Raw genomic sequence first — 17348 nt, 5'->3', positions numbered from 1 at the left:
ACCTCTGGGTACGCAAAAGGCGCACGACGTCAGGACCAGCCGAAGTCCCGGCGCAGCCGGTCTGCGACGGAATCGAACTGGGGCTTGCTCAGAATCGCGCCCTCACGGCGGATTCCGTCCTCCGGCACGTCGAGCACCCGGTCCAACCGAATCCAACTCGGTCTTCCCTTGGCGTCCCAGGGACCGGATCCGATCGACTGCCAGTCGCGGTCGCCGTCGCGGCTGCTCTGGCTCGACAGCATCAACCCGAGCAGGTCCTTGCCCTCGCGCCCGACGACCAACACCGGACGATCCTTGCCCTGGCTGGCGTCTTCCTCGTAGGTCACCCACGTCCAGACGATCTCGCCCGGATCCGCTTTGCCGTCCAAGTCGGGGGAGTATTCGATGGTGCGGGCGCGCTGTGCAGTCGGCCTGGTCTGCGATGCGACCGGGCGACCTGGGCGCGCGGCCGGGGCGGACGGTTGTGCGCCCGTTCCGCTGATCGCGTCCTTGCCCTTCTGCAGAGCACCGGACTTTTGTAGTTGACGCAGCAGTCGTGGGCCCTCGCGCATCGCGATCTTGCCCAATTCCTTGCCGAATCTGCTCCAGTTGCCAGCCATGCGGCGAGTGTAGCCATCCCAGCGCTGCTGCTCACAGCGCGAACCTGGACTGCAGAACACCGGAGTCGGACAGCCGGAGACGGCGCACCGTACTCGGCGTGGGACGATAGAGACGCCCGTTCGCTCATTTCGAACACGCCAGCCGAAGGATACGAGTGCCCAGCTTCGCCGACACGACGTTCACCGATCCGACCAGGATCAGGAACTTCTGCATCATCGCCCACATCGACCACGGTAAGTCGACGTTGGCGGACCGGATGTTGCAGCTCACCGGAGTCGTCGACGATCGGTCGATGCGCGCGCAGTACCTGGACCGCATGGATATCGAGCGCGAGCGCGGAATCACCATCAAGGCACAGAACGTCCGTTTGCCCTGGGTAGTCGACGGTGAGGAATTCGTTCTGCACCTGATCGACACTCCCGGACACGTCGACTTCACCTACGAGGTCTCACGCGCACTCGAGGCCTGCGAAGGAGCGGTGTTGCTCGTCGACGCCGCACAGGGCATCGAGGCTCAGACATTGGCCAACCTGTACCTGGCCCTCGACAAAGAGCTCACCATCATTCCGGTGCTGAACAAGATCGACCTTCCCGCGGCCGATCCGGATCGCTACGCCGCCGAGATCGCCCACATCATCGGGTGCGAGGCCGACGACGTGCTGCGCGTATCCGGCAAGACCGGTGTGGGCGTGCAGGAACTGCTCAACGAGGTCGTCAAGCTTGTTCCGGCGCCGGTCGGCAACCCCGACGGCCCGGCCCGCGCAATGATCTTCGACTCGGTCTACGACACCTACCGCGGCGTCGTCACCTACGTCCGTGTGGTCGACGGTGCGCTCAACCCGCGGGAGAAGGTCACCATGATGTCGACCGGCTCGACGCACGAGCTGCTCGAGGTCGGCATCGTCTCACCCGACCCGAAGGCCACCAAGGGCCTGGGCGTCGGCGAGGTGGGGTACCTCATCACCGGCGTGAAGGATGTCCGCCAGTCCAAAGTCGGCGATACCGTCACCACCTTCCGCAAGGGTGCGACCGAACCGCTGACCGGCTATCGCGAGCCCCGGCCGATGGTCTACTCCGGTCTGTACCCGGTCGACGGTTCGGACTACCCCGACCTGCGCGACGCTCTCGAGAAGCTGCAACTCAACGACGCAGCCCTGACGTACGAGCCGGAGACCTCTGTCGCTCTGGGCTTCGGCTTCCGCTGCGGCTTCCTCGGTCTGCTGCACATGGAGATCACCCGTGAGCGGCTCGAGCGGGAGTTCAACCTGGATCTGATCTCGACCTCACCGAACGTGGTCTATCGCGTCGAGATGGAGGACGGTGCCGAGCACATCGTCACCAACCCGTCGTACTGGCCCGAGGGCAAGGCGAGGGAAGTATTCGAGCCGATGGTCAAATGCACCATCATCTCGCCCAGCGAGTTCATCGGTTCCATCATGGAACTGTGCCAGGGACGACGCGGAGACCTGGGCGGCATGGACTACCTGTCCGAGACCCGTGTGGAATTGCGCTACACGATTCCGATGGCCGAGATCATCTTCGACTTCTTCGACATCCTCAAGTCCCGAACGCGCGGATACGCCAGCCTCGATTACGAGGAGATCGGCGAGAAGAGCGGGGCGTTGGTGAAGGTCGACATTCTGCTGCAGGGTGAGGCCGTCGATGCGTTCTCGGCGATCGTGCACAAGGACGCCGCTGCCGCGTACGGGAACAAGATGACGACCAAGCTCAAGGAACTGATTCCGCGTCAGCAGTTCGAGGTCCCGATCCAGGCGGCCATCGGATCACGCATCATTGCCCGCGAGAACATCCGCGCGATCCGTAAGGACGTACTCGCGAAGTGCTACGGCGGCGACATCAGCCGCAAGCGCAAACTGCTCGAGAAGCAGAAAGAGGGCAAGAAGCGGATGAAGACGATCGGTCGCGTCGAGGTGCCGCAGGAAGCCTTCGTCGCCGCGTTGTCCTCGGAGTCCTCGGCGGACAAGCCGAAGAAGTAGGACAGTAGTTCCCGGTCGCTGGAACGAACCTCACACCCTTTTCACCGACTGCGCGCCCCTCCTCGCATCAGAGCAGGGGCGCGCGGTCGTCAACAGGGGCGCGCGGTCGGCAACAGGGGCGCGCGGTCCCCACCGAACTCTGTCGTCAACGGCGGGGGAGTACGTTTCGAACCTGTGACCACCTCGATTCTGAAGCAGTTGCGTGTTCCCATTGTCGGTGCTCCCATGGCCGGTGGCCCCAGTACTCCGAAGTTGGCCCGCGCGGTCTCGGAGGCCGGCGGATTGGGGATGATTGCCGGGGGTTTGCTGACGCTCGAAGCGTTTGCAGCGCAGATCGATTCGGTTCGCGATGTGACGATCGGAGTCAATCTGTTCCTGCCGGAAGAGTCGTCCGGTGCCGACGTCAAGGCGTACGCCGAGCGGGTGGCACCCTGGTTCGAGCGCTTCGACGCCGAACCGGGAGTGTTGCCGCGTCGAGACGACTTCTATGCTGACAAGTTCGCCTGGCTGCTGGCACATCCGGTGCCGGTGGTGTCGAGTACGTTCGCGACGTTCGATGCGGACGAGGTCGCGACACTGCACTCGGTGGGTACCGAGGTGTGGGCCACGGTCGCCACGGCGTCCGACGCGTCGGTGGCCACCGCGAACGGAGTCGACGCACTCGTGGTGCAGGGCCCCGAGGCAGGTGGGCACCGAAGTACGTTCGACGGCTCGGCCCCCGAGCTGCCCTTGACGGAACTGCTGGCCGCAGTACGCGAGATTTCCCAGCTACCCCGAATCGCTGCCGGTGGATTGATGGACGGTAACGACGTTGCGCCACTGCTCGATTCGGGTGCAGCGCACGCTGTGCAGCTGGGCACGGCGCTGCTGAACACGCCGGAAGCCGGTACCAAACCGGTACACCGACAGCAGTTGACGCGCGCGACGGACACCGCTGTGACCAGGGCGTTCTCCGGTCGTCCGGCGCGGGGTCTGGTGAACGAGTTCATGCGCGAGAACTCCGAGGCCGCGCCGCTCGCGTACCCCGATCTGCACTATTTGACGGCACCGCTGCGTGCGAAGGCAGCCGCACAGAACGATCCGTCGGCACTGTCGATGTGGGCAGGTACCGGTCATCGCCGAGCGCAGGCGAAGCCCGCGGCCGAGTTGGTCGCCGAATGGGCGAGGCAACTCGGCCGCTGAACGACACTGCTCAGGTGTTGGAGTGCGCAGGCTGGAAATGCCCTGCCGCCTGAGCCTCCTCGGCGCGGATGACGTGCACCACGGCGTTGATGAGTGCCAGGTGGGTGAATGCCTGCGGGAAATTGCCGAGGTGACGGCCGGTGCGATGGTCGATCTCCTCGGCGTAGAGCTTGAGCGGGCTCGCGTAACCGAGGAGCCGTTCGCACAGGTGCTTCGCTCGCGGGAGCTCGCCGATCTCGACCAGCGCCGAGACCAGCCAGAAGGAACAGATCGTGAATGTTCCTTCTTCGCCGGCCAATCCGTCGTCGGTGGTGTCGGTTCGATACCGCAGCACGAGCCCGTCCTCGGTCAACTCGTCGGCAATGGCAAGCACCGTCGCGCGAATACGCTCGTCATCGGCGGGTAGGAACCGCAGCAGCGGCGCGAGCAGCAGTGACGCATCCAGCGAGTCGTGGCCGTAGCGCTGGGTGAGAACACCGCGGGAGTCGATGCCGTTCGCGAGAATGTCTTCCTTGATCTCGTCGGCGATCTCGTTCCACTTGGCCGAATATTCGTCCTGGCCGTGGATGTCGGCGAGCTTGGCACCGCGGTCGAGCGCGACCCAACACATGAGCTTCGAGGACGTGAAGTGCTGCGGTTCACCGCGTACCTCCCAGATGCCACGATCGGGTTTGCGCCAGTTGGCGATCGCTTCCTCGACCTGACGCTTGAGTAGTGGCCACAGGAACTCGGGGACGTGTTCTCGCGATTTGACGTGGAGGTACACCGAGTCGAGCATCGTGCCCCAGATGTCGTGCTGTTCTTGGTTGTAGGCACCGTTGCCGATTCGGACGGGTTGGGCACCGTCGTAGCCGGACAGGTGCGGCAGCTCCTCCTCGTCGAGGGTCTTCTCGCCGCCGATGCCGTACATGACCTGCAGCGGATTGACCTCGCCGTTGGCTGTGGTCGCGACATCGGACATGAACGCGAAGAAGTCGTTGGCCTCCCGGTCGAGTCCCAAGGTGTACAGGCCCCACAGAGCGAAAGTGGAATCCCGCACCCAGGTGTATCGATAGTCCCAGTTACGTTCTCCACCAGGCGTTTCCGGAAGTGACGTGGTCGACGCGGCCAGCAGAGCGCCGGTCGGCGCGTAGGTCAGGCCCTTGAGTGCCAATGCGCTGCGCTGAAGGTATCCGCGCCACGGGTGGTCGGGGAATCGGCCGATCGTGATCCATTGCCGCCAGCATTCCGACGTCTGCCACATCTTGCTCGAGGCTTCCTCGAACGTCTGCGGCGCAGGGAGATCGGACCAGGACAGCGCGACGAACACGTTGTCGCCCTCGGTCAAGCGGGTGCGTGCGCGGGCCTCTCGTCCTTCGATGCCGATCCGCAGATTGGTGGTCAGTTTCAGCGTCGGCTGATCGCCGTCACTGCTCGCGGCGCAGGTTGCCGTCGTCTCCTCGTACACCTTTCCGGTGTATTCCCACTTGGCCGGGGCGCGGTGGTAATCGAAGGCCGGCTCGCAACTCATCTCCAATTCGACCGTCCCACTGACGCACTTGATGGTCCGAAGCAGAATGTGCTCGGCATCCCAGTCGCTCGGCGCACGTTTGTGGGTTCGTGAGCGTTGATCGGTGTTGTGCCATGGGCCCATCACCAAGGCGTCGCGTACGGTGATCCACCCGGTCTCGGTCTGCCACGTGGTTTCGACGATCAGGCCGCCGGGCAGGTAGCGGCGGGCAGCCGGGACGGACTGGCCGTACGGTCCGACCCGAAAGTGACCCGCACTGCGATCGAGAATTGCGCCGAAGACGCTGGGTGAGTCCGGCCGTGGCACACACATCCACTCGACGGACCCGTTGCGTGCGATCAAACAAGTCGTTTCGCAGTCCGAGAGGAACGCGTAGTCGTCGATCGGCGGAAAGGCGCTGCGATACGACGTCGCCGCGTACGCCGGCGAGTCGGTACGTCCCAACGCTCCTTGAACTTCGACTCCGCCCAAACCTGGATGTCCCGATCCCATAGCGGGTTCGTCGGCCACCGGGGGTACGGGCGAAGTATTTTCGAATGCCGTCATGGCGTAATCATCGACGCATCGATGGCAGTCGTCCACTGCTGGTCGTCGGTCGGCGTGGCGTGGGTGTGGAGCCGGCTGGTTTAAGCTGCGAGGGTGGAACCGGTTGCACGATGGTGGGACGGCGTCGAACTGTGGATAACGGGATTGCCGTTCGTGCCGCAGTCGGTCGTCGCGTTGCTGGTCATCGTGCCGACGGCGTTCCTGTTGGCACGGGTGTTCGATCGGCTGCTCGCAGTGTTCCTGCGCCTGCTCGGACGCGACGCCCGTGCTGCTCGGGAGGCGGAGTCGACGGCGACGGCCTCCACCACGACGAAGGACGGATAGTAATGCCACGGTCTCGGGTCACGTTGGCGCTCATCGCGCTGCTGGTGCTGGTTGTCATCGCCTGGTTGCTCACTCGGTAGCCTTTCCGGCGCCGACTCGTCTGCCGAGTTAGAGCCGACACCGATCCTCTGCTAGATTTCTGCCGTGTCGTCTGCAGCCGAGTACCGCGTCCGCCATCAGTTGGCGTTGATTGCTGTCGGCATGTTGGCAGTCGCCGATATCGACTGTTGTTGATTTCTTCCCTCGTCGAACAGGTTCCGTCGATCCGCTGTCGGCATGCGCATGCCTCGCACGCAGCCGGGATTCGTTGTTCATGCGATTGCGCACGGTGATCTCGGCCTCGGCCACACGGCTTCGGTCGACGAGGGTATCGACTCGGCCCAGTTCGTTCTCAGTGCACACCATCATGAAAGGCCCTCGCTCGATGAGGCATGGCTCTCGCTACCTGCTGACCACGTTTGCTGCCGTGGGGGCGTTGGTACTCACCGGCTGCAACGGCGGGTCGAGTGACGTCGTCGGTGGCCCCCCGGACACTGCCAGTGGTCCTTCCCTGACCCTCGTCGGCTACGCAGTGCCCAAGAACGGCTGGGACGCAATCGGTACGGCCTTCGCAGCGACCGAGGACGGCGACGGCACCGCGATCAATGCCGACTACGGCCCTTCGGGTAACCAATCTCGTAAGGTTGCCGACGGCGCGCCCGCCGATATCGTCAACTTCTCCGTGGAGCCCGATATCACGCGACTCGTCGACGCGGGCAAGATCGACGAGGACTGGAACCGCAATGCCTACGGGGGAGTGCCGTTCGGCTCCGTGGTGACGATCGTGGTTCGGGAGGGCAACCCGAAGAACATTCGCACGTGGGACGACTTGCTCGAGCCGGGTGTACAGGTGATCAGCCCGAGCCCCCTCAGTTCCGGATCGGCCAAGTGGAACCTGCTCGCCCCGTACGCGGCGATGAGCAACGGCGGCCAGGACCAGCAGGCGGGTCTCGATTTCGTTCGTACGCTCGTCGCTGATCATTTTCCGGTGCAGCCCGAGTCTGGTCGCGCGGCCACCGAAGCGTTTCTGCAAGGCCAAGGTGATGCGTTGCTGAGTTACGAGAACGAGGCACTCCTCATCGAGCAGCAGGGCCAGCAGGTGGAGCACGTCGACGTTCCCGTGACGTTCCGCATCGACAATCCGGTGGCGGTGGTCAACAGCAGCGCTCACCTGGACCGGGCGAACGCTCTCAACGATTTCGTCTATTCCGACGAGGGGCAGAGGATCTGGGCCGAAGCGGGCTTCCGTCCGGCGAACCCGGAGATCGAGTCGGAGTTCGCCGACAAGTTCTTCGCTCCCGAAAAGCTGTACACCATCGATGATCTGGGCGGCTGGGAGCAGGTCGACGCGGACCTGTTCGGTGACAACGGCGCGATCGCGAAGATCTATCAGGAAAGTACTCGGTAGATATCGATGTCACCTTCGACCACAGATACATCGACTGCGGAATCGACCGTTCCGCCCGGTACGAGATCACGGTTTCGTCCAGGCGGCGAGGGCCGCAAGTTCAGGGGGCCGGGATCGGTAGGGCCACTCGGGCTCGGGGTGGCCGTGCTGTGGCTCAGTGTCATCGTATTGCTTCCGCTGGCAGCGTTGACCGTTCAGTCGTTCGACGACGGTCTGTCCGGTTTCTGGGATGCGATCTCCGAGCCCCGGGCAGTGGCCACGTTCAAGGTGACACTCGAGGTGTCCGTCGCGGCAGCAGTGCTCAATCTGTTCCTCGGCACGCTCATCGCATGGGTGTTGGTGCGGGACGAGTTCCCGGGGAAACGGTTCGTCAATGCACTGATCGATCTGCCGTTCGCACTACCGACCATCGTCGCGAGCCTCGTGCTGCTCTCGCTGTACGGCCCGGCGAGTCCGATCGGGTTGGTGTTCAATGCAACCAAGCCCGCAGTGGTCGTCGCGCTGCTGTTCGTCACGCTGCCGTTCGTGGTGCGGGCGGTGCAGCCGGTGTTGATCGAGCTCGACAAGGACGTCGAGGAGGCGGCTGCCTCTCTCGGGGCGAACAACTGGACCATCTTCCGGCGCATCGTGTTGCCGGTGTTGTTGCCTGCCGTGCTCTCCGGCGGTGGCCTTGCGTTCGCCCGCGCCATCGGTGAGTTCGGATCGGTGGTGCTCATCGGTGGCAACATCCCGAACGACACCCAGGTGGCCTCCCAGTACATCCGTGAGCTGATCGAGTACGACAGGTCCACCGATGCAGCGGCAATCTCCGTGGTGCTGTTGGGAATTGCGTTTGCGGTGCTGTTCGTCCTGCGTGTGGTGGGCAACCGGCTGGCCCGTCGTGAGGAGCAGATCTCGTGAAGATCGGTCTACCGGTCAAGCTGACCCTGCGCACCGTCGCCCTGCTGTATCTCGCCGTACTCGTGCTGCTGCCGCTCGGGACCATTTTGTACCGCACCTTCGAAGACGGTGTCGTCACGTTCTGGGAGCTGATCACCACTCCGGCTGCACAATCGGCACTGCAGCTCTCGCTGTTGATCGTTGCCATCGTGGTGCCGATCAACATCGTGTTCGGTGTGGTCACAGCTCTCGCGCTGGTACGTGGGCGGTTCCGCGGCAGGGGCGTGCTCGAGGCGATCGTGGATCTGCCGTTCGCGGTGTCGCCGATCATCACCGGCGTTGCGCTGATCCTGCTGTGGGGTGCGAACGGTTGGTTCGGCGGCGTCGAAAGCCTGGGCTTCAAGGTCATTTTCGCGCTTCCTGGCATGGTCATCGCGACCATCTTCGTCACGCTGCCGTTCGTTGTTCGCGAGGTCGAACCGGTGCTGTACGAAATCGGTGAAGAACAGGAAGAGGCCGCCTCGACATTGGGCGCGTCGTCCTGGCAGACGTTCTGGCGCATCACGTTGCCTGCGATCCGGTGGGGCCTGACCTACGGCGTGGTACTGACCGTCGCGCGATCCCTCGGCGAGTTCGGTGCCGTCATCATGGTCTCGACCAATCTGCCGGGAATCTCGCAAACACTGACACTGCTGGTCAATTCACGCTACGAGGACTTCAATCAGCAGGGTGCGTATGCGGCCTCCACGCTGCTCATGGCGATCGCCGTGGTCGTGCTGCTGTTGATGACGGCCCTCGAGAAGAAGAGGACGAACCAATGACCGAGACATCCCCGGAGATCGAGATCTCGGTTGCCGGTGCCAACAAGCGGTACGGCGATTTCGCAGCACTCGACGATGTGGACATCGACATTCCCAAGGGTTCGTTGACGGCATTGCTGGGTCCCAGTGGTTCGGGCAAGTCCACTCTGCTGCGCTCGATCGCGGGCCTCGAGCAGCTCGACTCCGGCCGCGTGGTGCTCGCAGGGCAGGACGTGACGTGGGTGAGTCCGCAGCGTCGCGAGATCGGCTTCGTGTTCCAGCACTACGCGGCGTTCAAACACCTCACGGTGCGAGACAACGTCGCGTTCGGTCTGCAGATTCGCAAGCGGCCCAAGGCCGAGATCGCCAAGAAGGTGGACGAGCTACTCGAGATCGTCGGGCTCGCCGGCTTCCAGAGCCGCTACCCGGCGCAGCTGTCCGGCGGACAGCGGCAGCGCATGGCGTTGGCCCGTGCACTGGCCGTCGACCCGCAGGTGTTGCTGCTCGATGAGCCGTTCGGTGCACTCGACGCCAAAGTACGGGCCGACCTCAGGACGTGGCTGCGGCGACTGCACGACGAGGTGCATGTGACGACCGTGCTGGTGACCCACGATCAGGAAGAAGCGCTCGACGTCGCCGATCGAATCGCCGTGCTCAACAAGGGAAGAATCGAACAGATCGGGACGCCGGAGGATCTCTACGACCGTCCGGCCAACAATTTCGTGATGTCGTTCCTCGGCCAGGTCGCCAGACTGAACGGAGTTCTCGTCCGCCCGCACGACATTCGCGTCGGACGCGATCCGTCGTTGGCGCAGGCGCAGGCCAGCGGGACGGCGGAATCGGCCGGAGTGACACGTGCCATCGTCCAGCGCGTGGTGCGTCTCGGTTTCGAGGTCAAGGTCGAATTGGAGAACGCCGCGACCGGTGAGTTGTTCGCCGCGCAGATCACTCGTGGCGACAGCGAAGCCCTCGGTCTTCGTGAGGGCGACACGGTGTACGCGCGAGCGACTCGGGTACCGGAAATTGCCGACGCAGCTCACCAGGCTGCCTCGGCCCCTGTGAACTGACCGTCGCCGCGCATCTCACGCGGTACGGTGCCGACTCGAGCGCTGCAGGGCGGCGTCGTAACGTCGCGAGGCGATCTCGGCTACCGCCGGATGGGAGCCGATGACCTCGGCAAATGCAACGTCTGGGTGCTCTAACAGCAGACGTGTGACTCGGTCGGTCAATCTGCCCGGTGCCAGAAACCATGGTGCCACCACGATGCGAGTGGCACCCATCGAGCGCAGCTGCGCCACGGCCTCGGTAGCAGAGGGTTCGACCGAGGTCGCGAAGCAGGCCACCGCCCCGGCCCAGGAGCTTCCGGACACCAGATCCTGGGCCAGGAGTTCGGTGCGTTCGTTCGCCGAGGCGTCGTTCGAGCCGACTGCGGCCAGCGCAACGCCGACGGTCGTATCGTCGAGCGCAACCCCGGTCTGCACGACACGATCGCGAACGGCATCGACGAGCAGACGATCACCACCGAGTACGTCCGATTGTGCGATGGACAGGTGCGGATGACGACCTCGCGCTGCATTCAGCAGCGCGGGTAGGTCGACCTTAGCGTGATAGGCGCTGCCCAACAGCAGCGGAACTGCGACGATGCGCGTATGACCGGACGAGGCCAGCTCGTCGACCACCGTGTCGACGCCGGGATCGGTCAGATCGAGAAATGCAACCCGTACGTCCAGATCCGGTCGCCGTCGACGCAGCACGTCGACGGCGCGGCGGATCGAAGCGCCCGAGCGCGGGTCGCGGCTGCCGTGGGCAACCGCGATCAGAGCGGTCACGCCGGAACTGCCGACCCCAACTCGACCGCAGCCAATGCGTTCCCGACGAGCCCGGCCGCGAGGGTGTTTCCACCGGCTGGATCGATCAGCAGGAAGCTACCCGTGTGCCGGTTGACGGCGTAGTCGTCGGCCACGATCGGTTCGGCGACGCGCACGGAAATTCGGCCGATTTCGTTGAGCTCGAGCGACTCCGGATTCTCCTGCGCAGTGAGATCCTGCTCGTCGAAACGTTCGATGAGCGTGCCGACGATGGCCTGCGTCGTACGGGTTCCGTGCTTGAGCAGCAGACGGGCACCCGGGCGGAGCGGCTTCTCGGCGAGCCAGCAGACAGTGGCCTCGAAATCGCCGATGGGCTCGGGCGCGTCCTGCGGGGAGGCGATGGTGTCTCCGCGCGAGACGTCGACATCGTCGGTGAGCACGAGAGTGACACTGCGCCCGGCGTGCGCCGTACGCAACTCACCGTCCGCGGTGTCGATGCGTTCGACCGTCGTTCGGGTGCCGGAGGGCAGAATGACCACCTCATCCCCGACGTCGACGGTGCCTGCTGCGACCTGTCCTGCGTACCCGCGATAGTCGGGGAACTCTGCCGTGCGGGGTCGAATCACGTACTGCACGGGGAATCGAAGACCGACGCGGTGTGGCTCGGCGTCGACCGGTACCGACTCGAGGTGCTCGATGAGCGTGGGCCCGTGGTAGTACGGGGTTCTGTCCGACTGCACCGCGACGTTGTCACCGTGTAGCGCAGAGACCGGGATCTCGACGACGTCCTCGCTGGACCAGCCGAGGGAGGATGTCAGCGAGTTGAACTCGGCCGAGATGTCGGCGAACACCTGCGCGGGGTCCTCGACCAGATCGATCTTGTTGACCGCGAGGACCAGTCGTGGAACGCCGAGCAGAGCGAGAACCGCTGCATGCCTGCGGGTCTGGGTGATGACACCCTTGCGGGCATCGACCAGCAGGATGACGAGCTGAGCCGTCGACGCCCCGGAAACGGTGTTGCGGGTGTACTGCACGTGGCCGGGGGTGTCGGCCAGCACGAACGAACGGTGCGGCGTCGCGAAATAGCGGTAGGCGACATCGATGGTGATGCCCTGTTCGCGCTCGGCGCGCAGTCCGTCGACCAGCAGGGACAGATCCGGCGTGGCCAGGCCCTTGTCCACCGATGCCCGAGTGACGGCGTCGATCTGGTCTGCCAGAACGGATTTGGTGTCGTACAACAGCCGTCCGACAAGGGTCGACTTACCGTCGTCGACGCTCCCTGCGGTGGCGAGACGAAGGAGCTGCGTGCCGGTGCTCGAGCTGCTCATCAGAAGTATCCTTCTCGTTTGCGATCTTCCATTGCAGCCTCGGAGACACGGTCGTCGCCGCGGGTCGCTCCGCGTTCGGTCAGCCGCGAGGCGGCGACCTCGGCGAGGATTGCCTGATTGTCGGCGGCCTCGGAGAGTACTGCGCCAGTGGTGGATCCGTCGCCGACGGTGCGGTAGCGCACCGACAGAGTCTGCAGCTCTTCGTTCTCGGCGGGCCCACCCCATACGCCGGGTGTCATCCACATGCCATCACGCTGGTAGACGGGGCGCTGGTGGGCGTAGTAGATGCTCGCCAGTTCCACGTCGTCGCGGGCGATGTAGCGCCAGATGTCGAGTTCGGTGAAGTTGCTGAGCGGGAACACCCGCACCTGCTCGCCGGGGGAATGCTTGCCGTTGTACAGGTTCCACAGTTCGGGTCGCTGCTTCTTGGGCTCCCACTGGCCGAATGCATTGCGCAACGAGAAGATTCGTTCCTTCGCACGGGCCCGCTCCTCGTCGCGTCGGGCACCACCGAAGACGGCGTCGAACCGATTCTCGGAGATCGCGTCGAGAAGAGGCACAGTCTGCAGCGGGTTTCGGATGCCGTCGGGGCGCTCGGTGAGGCGTCCGTCGGCGAGGTAGTCCTCGACCCTGGCCACGTGCAGGCGCAGGTTGTACTTGGCGACCACGTGATCGCGGAAGTCCAGTACCTCCTGCAGGTTGTGGCCGGTGTCGACGTGGAGCAGCGCGAACGGCAGGGGAGCGGGCCAGAACGCCTTGATCGCCAGATGCAGCAGAACGGTCGAGTCCTTGCCTCCGGAGAACAGAATGACGGGACGCTCGAACTCGCCCGCCACCTCCCGGAAGATGTGAATGGCCTCGGATTCGAGTGCGTCGAGGGTGTCGAACCGATCTGCGTCGAGATGGGTTCGACCGACGGTGGCCGAGGTGAGGTCGAGTGTCATGAGGCGTGCAACCCACATTCGGTCTTGGCCTTGCCGGCCCAACGACCGCTACGCGGGTCGGCTCCGGGGGCAGGTTTGACGGTGCACGGTGCGCACCCGATGGACGGATAGCCTTCGTCGACGAGGGGATTGACCAGAATCGAATGCTCGTCGATGTAGGCCTGCATCTGCTCGTCCGACCACGGTGCGATCGGGTTGATCTTCACCAGGCCGAAGGCGTCGTCGAACGAGATGAGCGGAGCATTGGCGCGGGTGGGTGCTTCGACCCGTCGGATGCCGGTGACCCAAGCGCTGTAGTTCGCCAGTTCCTTCTTCAGCGGGGCGACCTTGCGCATCGCGCAGCATCGGTTGGGCTCACGTGCGAACAGGTCCTTGCCCTCGATCGAATCCTGTTCCGCGACAGTCTTCTCGGCGCGGGCATTGATGACGTGCACGCCGTACACGGCTTCGACGGCGTCGCGGGTGCCGATCGTCTCGGCGAAGTGGTAGCCGGTGTCGAGAAACAGCACATCCACACCGGGATGAACCTGTGCTGCGAGATGAACGAGAACCCCGTCCTGCATGTTGGAGGCGACGATGAAGTCCTCACCGAAGGTGTCCTCGGTCCACTGCAACAGCTCCAGTGGGCTCGCCCCGTCGAGTTCGCGGGCACCGCGCTCGGCGATGTCCTTCAACTCCTCCACCGTCAAATTCATCCTGGTACTCATCGCAAATCCGCCTCGTCTGCTCGTACGGCCCATTGAGCGAACCGTTCGCCGTCCTCGCGGTGCTTGTCGAAATTGCGCACCACTCTGTCGATGTAATCGCCCAGCTCGGAGCTGTTGACCTTGTGCTGGCGCAACTTTCGGCCGAACGCACTGTCCAGACCGAGGCTGCCTCCGAGATGAACCTGGAATCCCTCTACTTGATTCCCGGCACCGTCGTCGACCAGCATGCCCTTGAAGCCGATGTCGGCGATCTGTGATCGCGCGCACGAGTTGGGGCAGCCGTTGATGTTGATCGTGATCGGTACATCGAGTCGACTGTTGATGTCGGCCAGGCGCTGCTCGAGCTCGGGCACGAGAACCTGTGAGCGCTTGCGGGTTTCGGCGAAGGAGAGCTTGCAGAACTCGATGCCGCTGCAGGCCATCAGATTCTTGCGCCAGTGCGAGGGTCGGGCCGGCAGGCCCAACGCGTCGAGATCTGCGATCAGCTGCTCGAGCTTGTCGTCCGGAACATCGAGAACGATCAGCTTCTGATACGGCGTGAAGCGAATCCGATCAGACCCGGCTTTCTCGGCGGCATCGGCCACAGCGGCCAGGATGGTGCCCGAGACGCGTCCTGCGATGGGCGCGACACCGACCGCGTTGAGACCGTTCTTCAGCTTCTGCACACCGACGTGATCGCGAGGCCGCGTCGGCTTCTCGGGGGCCGGTCCGTCGATGAGCTTGCGGTGCAGGTATTCGTCCTCGAGGACCTGGCGGAATTTCTCGATACCCCAGTCCTTGATCAGGAACTTCAGCCGCGCCTTCGTGCGGAGCCGGCGATACCCGTAGTCACGGAAGATCGAGACGACGCCTTCCCAGACGTCCGGTACCTCCTCGAGGGGAACCCAGACGCCGACACGTTGCGCGAGCATGGGATTGGTGGACAAGCCACCGCCGACCCACAGGTCGAGTCCGGGACCGTGCTCGGGGTGGTTCACTCCGACGAACGCGCAGTCGTTGATCTCGTGCACCACGTCCTGAAGGCCGGAGATGGCCGTCTTGAACTTGCGCGGCAGGTTGGAGTACTCGGGTTTGCCGATGTACCGCTCGACGATCTCGTCGATGGCCGATGTGGGGTCGAGAATCTCGTCGACGGCCTCACCGGCGAGAGGGGAACCGAGCACCACCCGTGGGCAGTCGCCGCAGGCCTCGGTGGTCTCGAGCCCGACCGCCTCGATTCGACGCCAGATCTCGGGAACGTTCTCGACCTCGACCCAGTGGAACTGGACGTTCTCACGATCGGACAGATCGGCGGTGTCACGGCCGAACTCCTTCGAGATGTACGCGAGGGTACGCAGTTGTTCGAGGTTCAGCGCGCCTGCGTCGCATCTGATCCGCATCATGAAGTACTTCGCCTCGAGCAGATCGATGTTGTCGTCACCGGTGAAGGTGCCGTCGTAGCCCTGCTCGCGCTGTGTGTAGAGGCCCCACCACCGGAAGCGGCCGCGCAGGTCGCTCTTGTCGATGCTGTCGAACCCCTGCTTGGAGTAGATGTTCTCGATGCGGGCACGGACGTTGAGCGGGTTGTCGTCCTTCTTGGACTGCTCGTTGGCGTTGAGTGGCTCTCGGTAGCCCAGGGCCCACTGTCCCTCGGCTCGACGCTTGGTCGGCCGCGGCGTGCGCTCCCGTGGCTTGACGGAGGCAGCGTCGGTGGTCGCGTCGCTGGTCGACGACATGCAATGCTCCTGCATCTTCTGTGCGGGCCGGCTCTCGGGTTGTGCGCGTGGATGTGCGCTACCCACATGAAGGGAGTGCCGGTGAATCGAATGGACGTGCTCGAAGGAGGCTGGTCAGCAGCCGGACGTGCATCGACACGACGCGCTACAGACGCGGCCGAGATCGACATGGCGGCGCGCCACGAGTCGAACTCCTGAGTCGGTCACGGCTGCCATTGTGCCACGTCATCGCAGCATTGCCGACCGCGGAGCCTATTTGCCCCGTTTTTCGGGTAAATAGGCTGGCAGACCTGCCCGACGGCGGGTGGGCAGAGTCGATCGCCGACTCTGGGACACTGGTGAGCGTGAACAACGTCGTCTCCATCCCGTCCGACTTCGAGTTGCCGCACGAGGCATTCGCCGGCGTGGGGGACCGAGCGTTCGGCATCTACGTGCACGTCCCGTTCTGCGCGACGAGATGCGGGTACTGCGATTTCAACACCTACACGGCGGGCGAGTTGGGGACCTCGGCGTCGCCGCAGTCCTGGCTGGAGGGTCTGCGACGTGAGCTCGACACCGCCGCGGCCCTGATCGAGGTTGGGACCGGGCGAGTTCCGACAGCTGACACGGTTTTCGTCGGTGGTGGCACGCCGTCACTGCTGGGGGGCGACGGTCTGGCCGAGGTTCTCGGTGCCGTCCGGTCCAGTTTCGGACTCACCGACGGCGGCGAGGTGACCACCGAATCCAACCCCGAATCGACATCCGCGGAATTCTTCGACCGACTTCGGGGGGCAGGCTTCACCCGAGTCTCGCTCGGAATGCAATCCGCCGCGCCGCACGTACTCGCCGTACTCGATCGAACCCACACACCCGGCCGGGCGGTCGCGGCCGCCAAGGAGGCGCGCGCTGCCGGTTTCGAGCACGTCAACCTCGACCTCATCTACGGCACCCCCGGCGAGCGAGACAGTGACCTCGACCAGTCGCTCGCCGCGGTGCTCGATGCCGGTGTCGACCACGTGTCGGCCTACGCGTTGATCATCGAGGACGGTACTGCCATGGCGCGCAAGGTGCGGCGTGGCGAGTTGCCCGCTCCGGACGACGATGTACTGGCGAGCCGCTACGAGCGCATCGACACAGCCCTCGGTGCTGCTGGCCTGTCCTGGTACGAGGTATCGAATTGGGCCGCCGACGCCGATGCACAGTGCCGGCACAACATCGGTTACTGGGATGGCGGCGACTGGTGGGGTGCCGGCCCTGGAGCGCACAGCCATATCGGCGGTACCCGATTCTGGAACGTCAAGCATCCTGCTGCGTACGCCGATCGCCTCGCAGGTGGGCAGCTGCCGGTCATGGGGAGCGAACTACTCAGTGTCGAGGATCGGCACCTGGAGGAGCTGATGTTGACCGTGCGACTGCGCTCGGGGGTGCCGATGGCTCTGCTCGGCCCGGCCGAGCGCGCCGCTGCCGAGCAGACCGTCGCGGACGGGCTGATGCTGCGGTGCGGCGACCGGCTGGTACTGACCGATCGGGGCCGGCTGCTCGCGGACGCAGTGGTGCGCAGCATCGCCGCGGCGTGAGAACTC

16 protein-coding genes are annotated in these 17348 nt (G+C 64.4%); 9 read left to right on the top strand and 7 right to left on the bottom strand.

Annotated features, from left to right (window positions below; genetic code table 11):
• Nucleotides 1–29: 29 nt before the first annotated feature.
• Nucleotides 30–599, bottom strand: a complete 570-nt coding sequence (locus ACOQFP_RS10215) for a type II toxin-antitoxin system PemK/MazF family toxin (protein WP_206489355.1) — start codon at nt 597–599, stop codon at nt 30–32.
• Nucleotides 600–748: 149 nt separating this feature from the next.
• Here ACOQFP_RS10215 and lepA point away from each other — a divergent pair, with 149 nt between their 5' ends.
• Both lepA and ACOQFP_RS10205 read left to right on the top strand, forming a co-directional pair.
• Nucleotides 749–2596 carry a translation elongation factor 4 gene (lepA, locus tag ACOQFP_RS10210; protein ID WP_421584246.1) on the top strand — a complete coding sequence of 616 codons (1848 nt, stop codon included), beginning with the start codon at nt 749–751 and terminating at the stop codon, nt 2594–2596.
• A gap of 174 nt (nt 2597–2770) precedes the next feature.
• A complete protein-coding gene (locus ACOQFP_RS10205) occupies nt 2771–3778 on the top strand; it encodes a nitronate monooxygenase (protein ID WP_421584235.1) in 1008 nt (335 codons plus the stop codon).
• 10 nt (nt 3779–3788) lie between these two features.
• On the opposite strand, the gene ACOQFP_RS10200 is transcribed toward ACOQFP_RS10205, so the two are convergent.
• On the bottom strand, nt 3789–5834 hold the full coding sequence (locus ACOQFP_RS10200; RefSeq protein WP_341244013.1) for a glycoside hydrolase family 15 protein: 2046 nt from the start codon (nt 5832–5834) through the stop codon (nt 3789–3791).
• 93 nt (nt 5835–5927) lie between these two features.
• On the opposite strand from ACOQFP_RS10200, the gene ACOQFP_RS10195 reads away from it, so the two are divergent.
• The 6 genes from ACOQFP_RS10195 (at nt 5928) to ACOQFP_RS10170 (ending at nt 10351) form a co-directional block, all read left to right on the top strand.
• Complete coding sequence (locus ACOQFP_RS10195) at nt 5928–6158, top strand: hypothetical protein (RefSeq protein ID WP_206489352.1); 231 nt, start codon at nt 5928–5930, stop codon at nt 6156–6158.
• 144 nt (nt 6159–6302) lie between these two features.
• Nucleotides 6303–6392 carry an Ms4533A family Cys-rich leader peptide gene (locus ACOQFP_RS10190; protein ID WP_310180897.1) on the top strand — a complete coding sequence of 30 codons (90 nt, stop codon included), beginning with the start codon at nt 6303–6305 and terminating at the stop codon, nt 6390–6392.
• A 190-nt stretch (nt 6393–6582) separates the two neighbouring features.
• On the top strand, nt 6583–7605 hold the full coding sequence (locus tag ACOQFP_RS10185) for a sulfate ABC transporter substrate-binding protein (protein ID WP_421584234.1): 1023 nt from the start codon (nt 6583–6585) through the stop codon (nt 7603–7605).
• Nucleotides 7606–7611: 6 nt separating this feature from the next.
• Entirely contained in the window at nt 7612–8505 is an 894-nt protein-coding gene (gene cysT / locus ACOQFP_RS10180) for a sulfate ABC transporter permease subunit CysT (RefSeq protein WP_241256629.1), read from the top strand.
• Nucleotides 8502–9305 (top strand): sulfate ABC transporter permease subunit CysW, encoded by an 804-nt coding sequence (cysW, locus tag ACOQFP_RS10175; protein ID WP_206489350.1) that lies wholly within the window; start codon nt 8502–8504, stop codon nt 9303–9305. The genes cysT and cysW overlap by 4 nt, the downstream gene beginning before the upstream one ends.
• Nucleotides 9302–10351: a TOBE-like domain-containing protein gene (locus ACOQFP_RS10170; RefSeq protein WP_341244015.1), complete on the top strand. Its 1050-nt coding sequence runs from the start codon at nt 9302–9304 to the stop codon at nt 10349–10351. Before cysW ends, ACOQFP_RS10170 begins: the two co-directional genes overlap by 4 nt.
• A 15-nt stretch (nt 10352–10366) precedes the next feature.
• Here the strand turns inward: ACOQFP_RS10170 and ACOQFP_RS10165 are convergent, their stop codons facing one another.
• Genes ACOQFP_RS10165 through ACOQFP_RS10145 form a run of 5 tightly spaced genes read right to left on the bottom strand, consistent with a single transcriptional unit; the run spans nt 10367 to nt 15786 of the window.
• Complete coding sequence (locus ACOQFP_RS10165; RefSeq protein ID WP_421584233.1) at nt 10367–11113, bottom strand: sirohydrochlorin chelatase; 747 nt, start codon at nt 11111–11113, stop codon at nt 10367–10369.
• Complete coding sequence (locus ACOQFP_RS10160; RefSeq protein WP_421584232.1) at nt 11110–12420, bottom strand: sulfate adenylyltransferase subunit 1; 1311 nt, start codon at nt 12418–12420, stop codon at nt 11110–11112. Before ACOQFP_RS10160 ends, ACOQFP_RS10165 begins: the two co-directional genes overlap by 4 nt.
• On the bottom strand, nt 12420–13364 hold the full coding sequence (gene cysD, locus ACOQFP_RS10155) for a sulfate adenylyltransferase subunit CysD (protein ID WP_206489346.1): 945 nt from the start codon (nt 13362–13364) through the stop codon (nt 12420–12422). Before cysD ends, ACOQFP_RS10160 begins: the two co-directional genes overlap by 1 nt.
• Complete coding sequence (locus ACOQFP_RS10150) at nt 13361–14059, bottom strand: phosphoadenylyl-sulfate reductase (protein ID WP_421584245.1); 699 nt, start codon at nt 14057–14059, stop codon at nt 13361–13363. Before ACOQFP_RS10150 ends, cysD begins: the two co-directional genes overlap by 4 nt.
• 8 nt (nt 14060–14067) lie before the next feature.
• Nucleotides 14068–15786: a nitrite/sulfite reductase gene (locus ACOQFP_RS10145; protein ID WP_421584231.1), complete on the bottom strand. Its 1719-nt coding sequence runs from the start codon at nt 15784–15786 to the stop codon at nt 14068–14070.
• 344 nt (nt 15787–16130) lie between these two features.
• Between ACOQFP_RS10145 and hemW the strand changes: the two genes are divergently transcribed.
• Entirely contained in the window at nt 16131–17342 is a 1212-nt protein-coding gene (gene hemW, locus ACOQFP_RS10140) for a radical SAM family heme chaperone HemW (protein ID WP_421584230.1), read from the top strand.
• Nucleotides 17343–17348: the final 6 nt, after the last annotated feature.

It is taken from the genome of Rhodococcus sp. MALMAid1271 (genome assembly GCF_049195265.1).
GTDB lineage: Bacteria > Actinomycetota > Actinomycetes > Mycobacteriales > Mycobacteriaceae > Rhodococcoides.
Note: the sequence above shows the minus strand (reverse complement) of the source record. Positions and strands in the feature narration are given on the sequence as shown.

Excerpts from the sequence above, each read along its gene's own strand:
- ACOQFP_RS10215 (WP_206489355.1), bottom strand. The coding sequence starts at position 599 with ATGGCTGGCAACTGGAGCAGATTCGGCAAGGAATTGGGCAAGATCGCG.
- ACOQFP_RS10200 (WP_341244013.1), bottom strand. The coding sequence starts at position 5,834 with ATGACGGCATTCGAAAATACTTCGCCCGTACCCCCGGTGGCCGACGAA.
- ACOQFP_RS10185 (WP_421584234.1), top strand. The coding sequence starts at position 6,583 with ATGAGGCATGGCTCTCGCTACCTGCTGACCACGTTTGCTGCCGTGGGG.
- cysT (WP_241256629.1), top strand. The coding sequence starts at position 7,612 with ATGTCACCTTCGACCACAGATACATCGACTGCGGAATCGACCGTTCCG.
- ACOQFP_RS10170 (WP_341244015.1), top strand. The coding sequence starts at position 9,302 with ATGACCGAGACATCCCCGGAGATCGAGATCTCGGTTGCCGGTGCCAAC.
- ACOQFP_RS10160 (WP_421584232.1), bottom strand. The coding sequence starts at position 12,420 with ATGAGCAGCTCGAGCACCGGCACGCAGCTCCTTCGTCTCGCCACCGCA.
- cysD (WP_206489346.1), bottom strand. The coding sequence starts at position 13,364 with ATGACACTCGACCTCACCTCGGCCACCGTCGGTCGAACCCATCTCGAC.
- ACOQFP_RS10150 (WP_421584245.1), bottom strand. The coding sequence starts at position 14,059 with ATGAATTTGACGGTGGAGGAGTTGAAGGACATCGCCGAGCGCGGTGCC.
- ACOQFP_RS10145 (WP_421584231.1), bottom strand. The coding sequence starts at position 15,786 with ATGTCGTCGACCAGCGACGCGACCACCGACGCTGCCTCCGTCAAGCCA.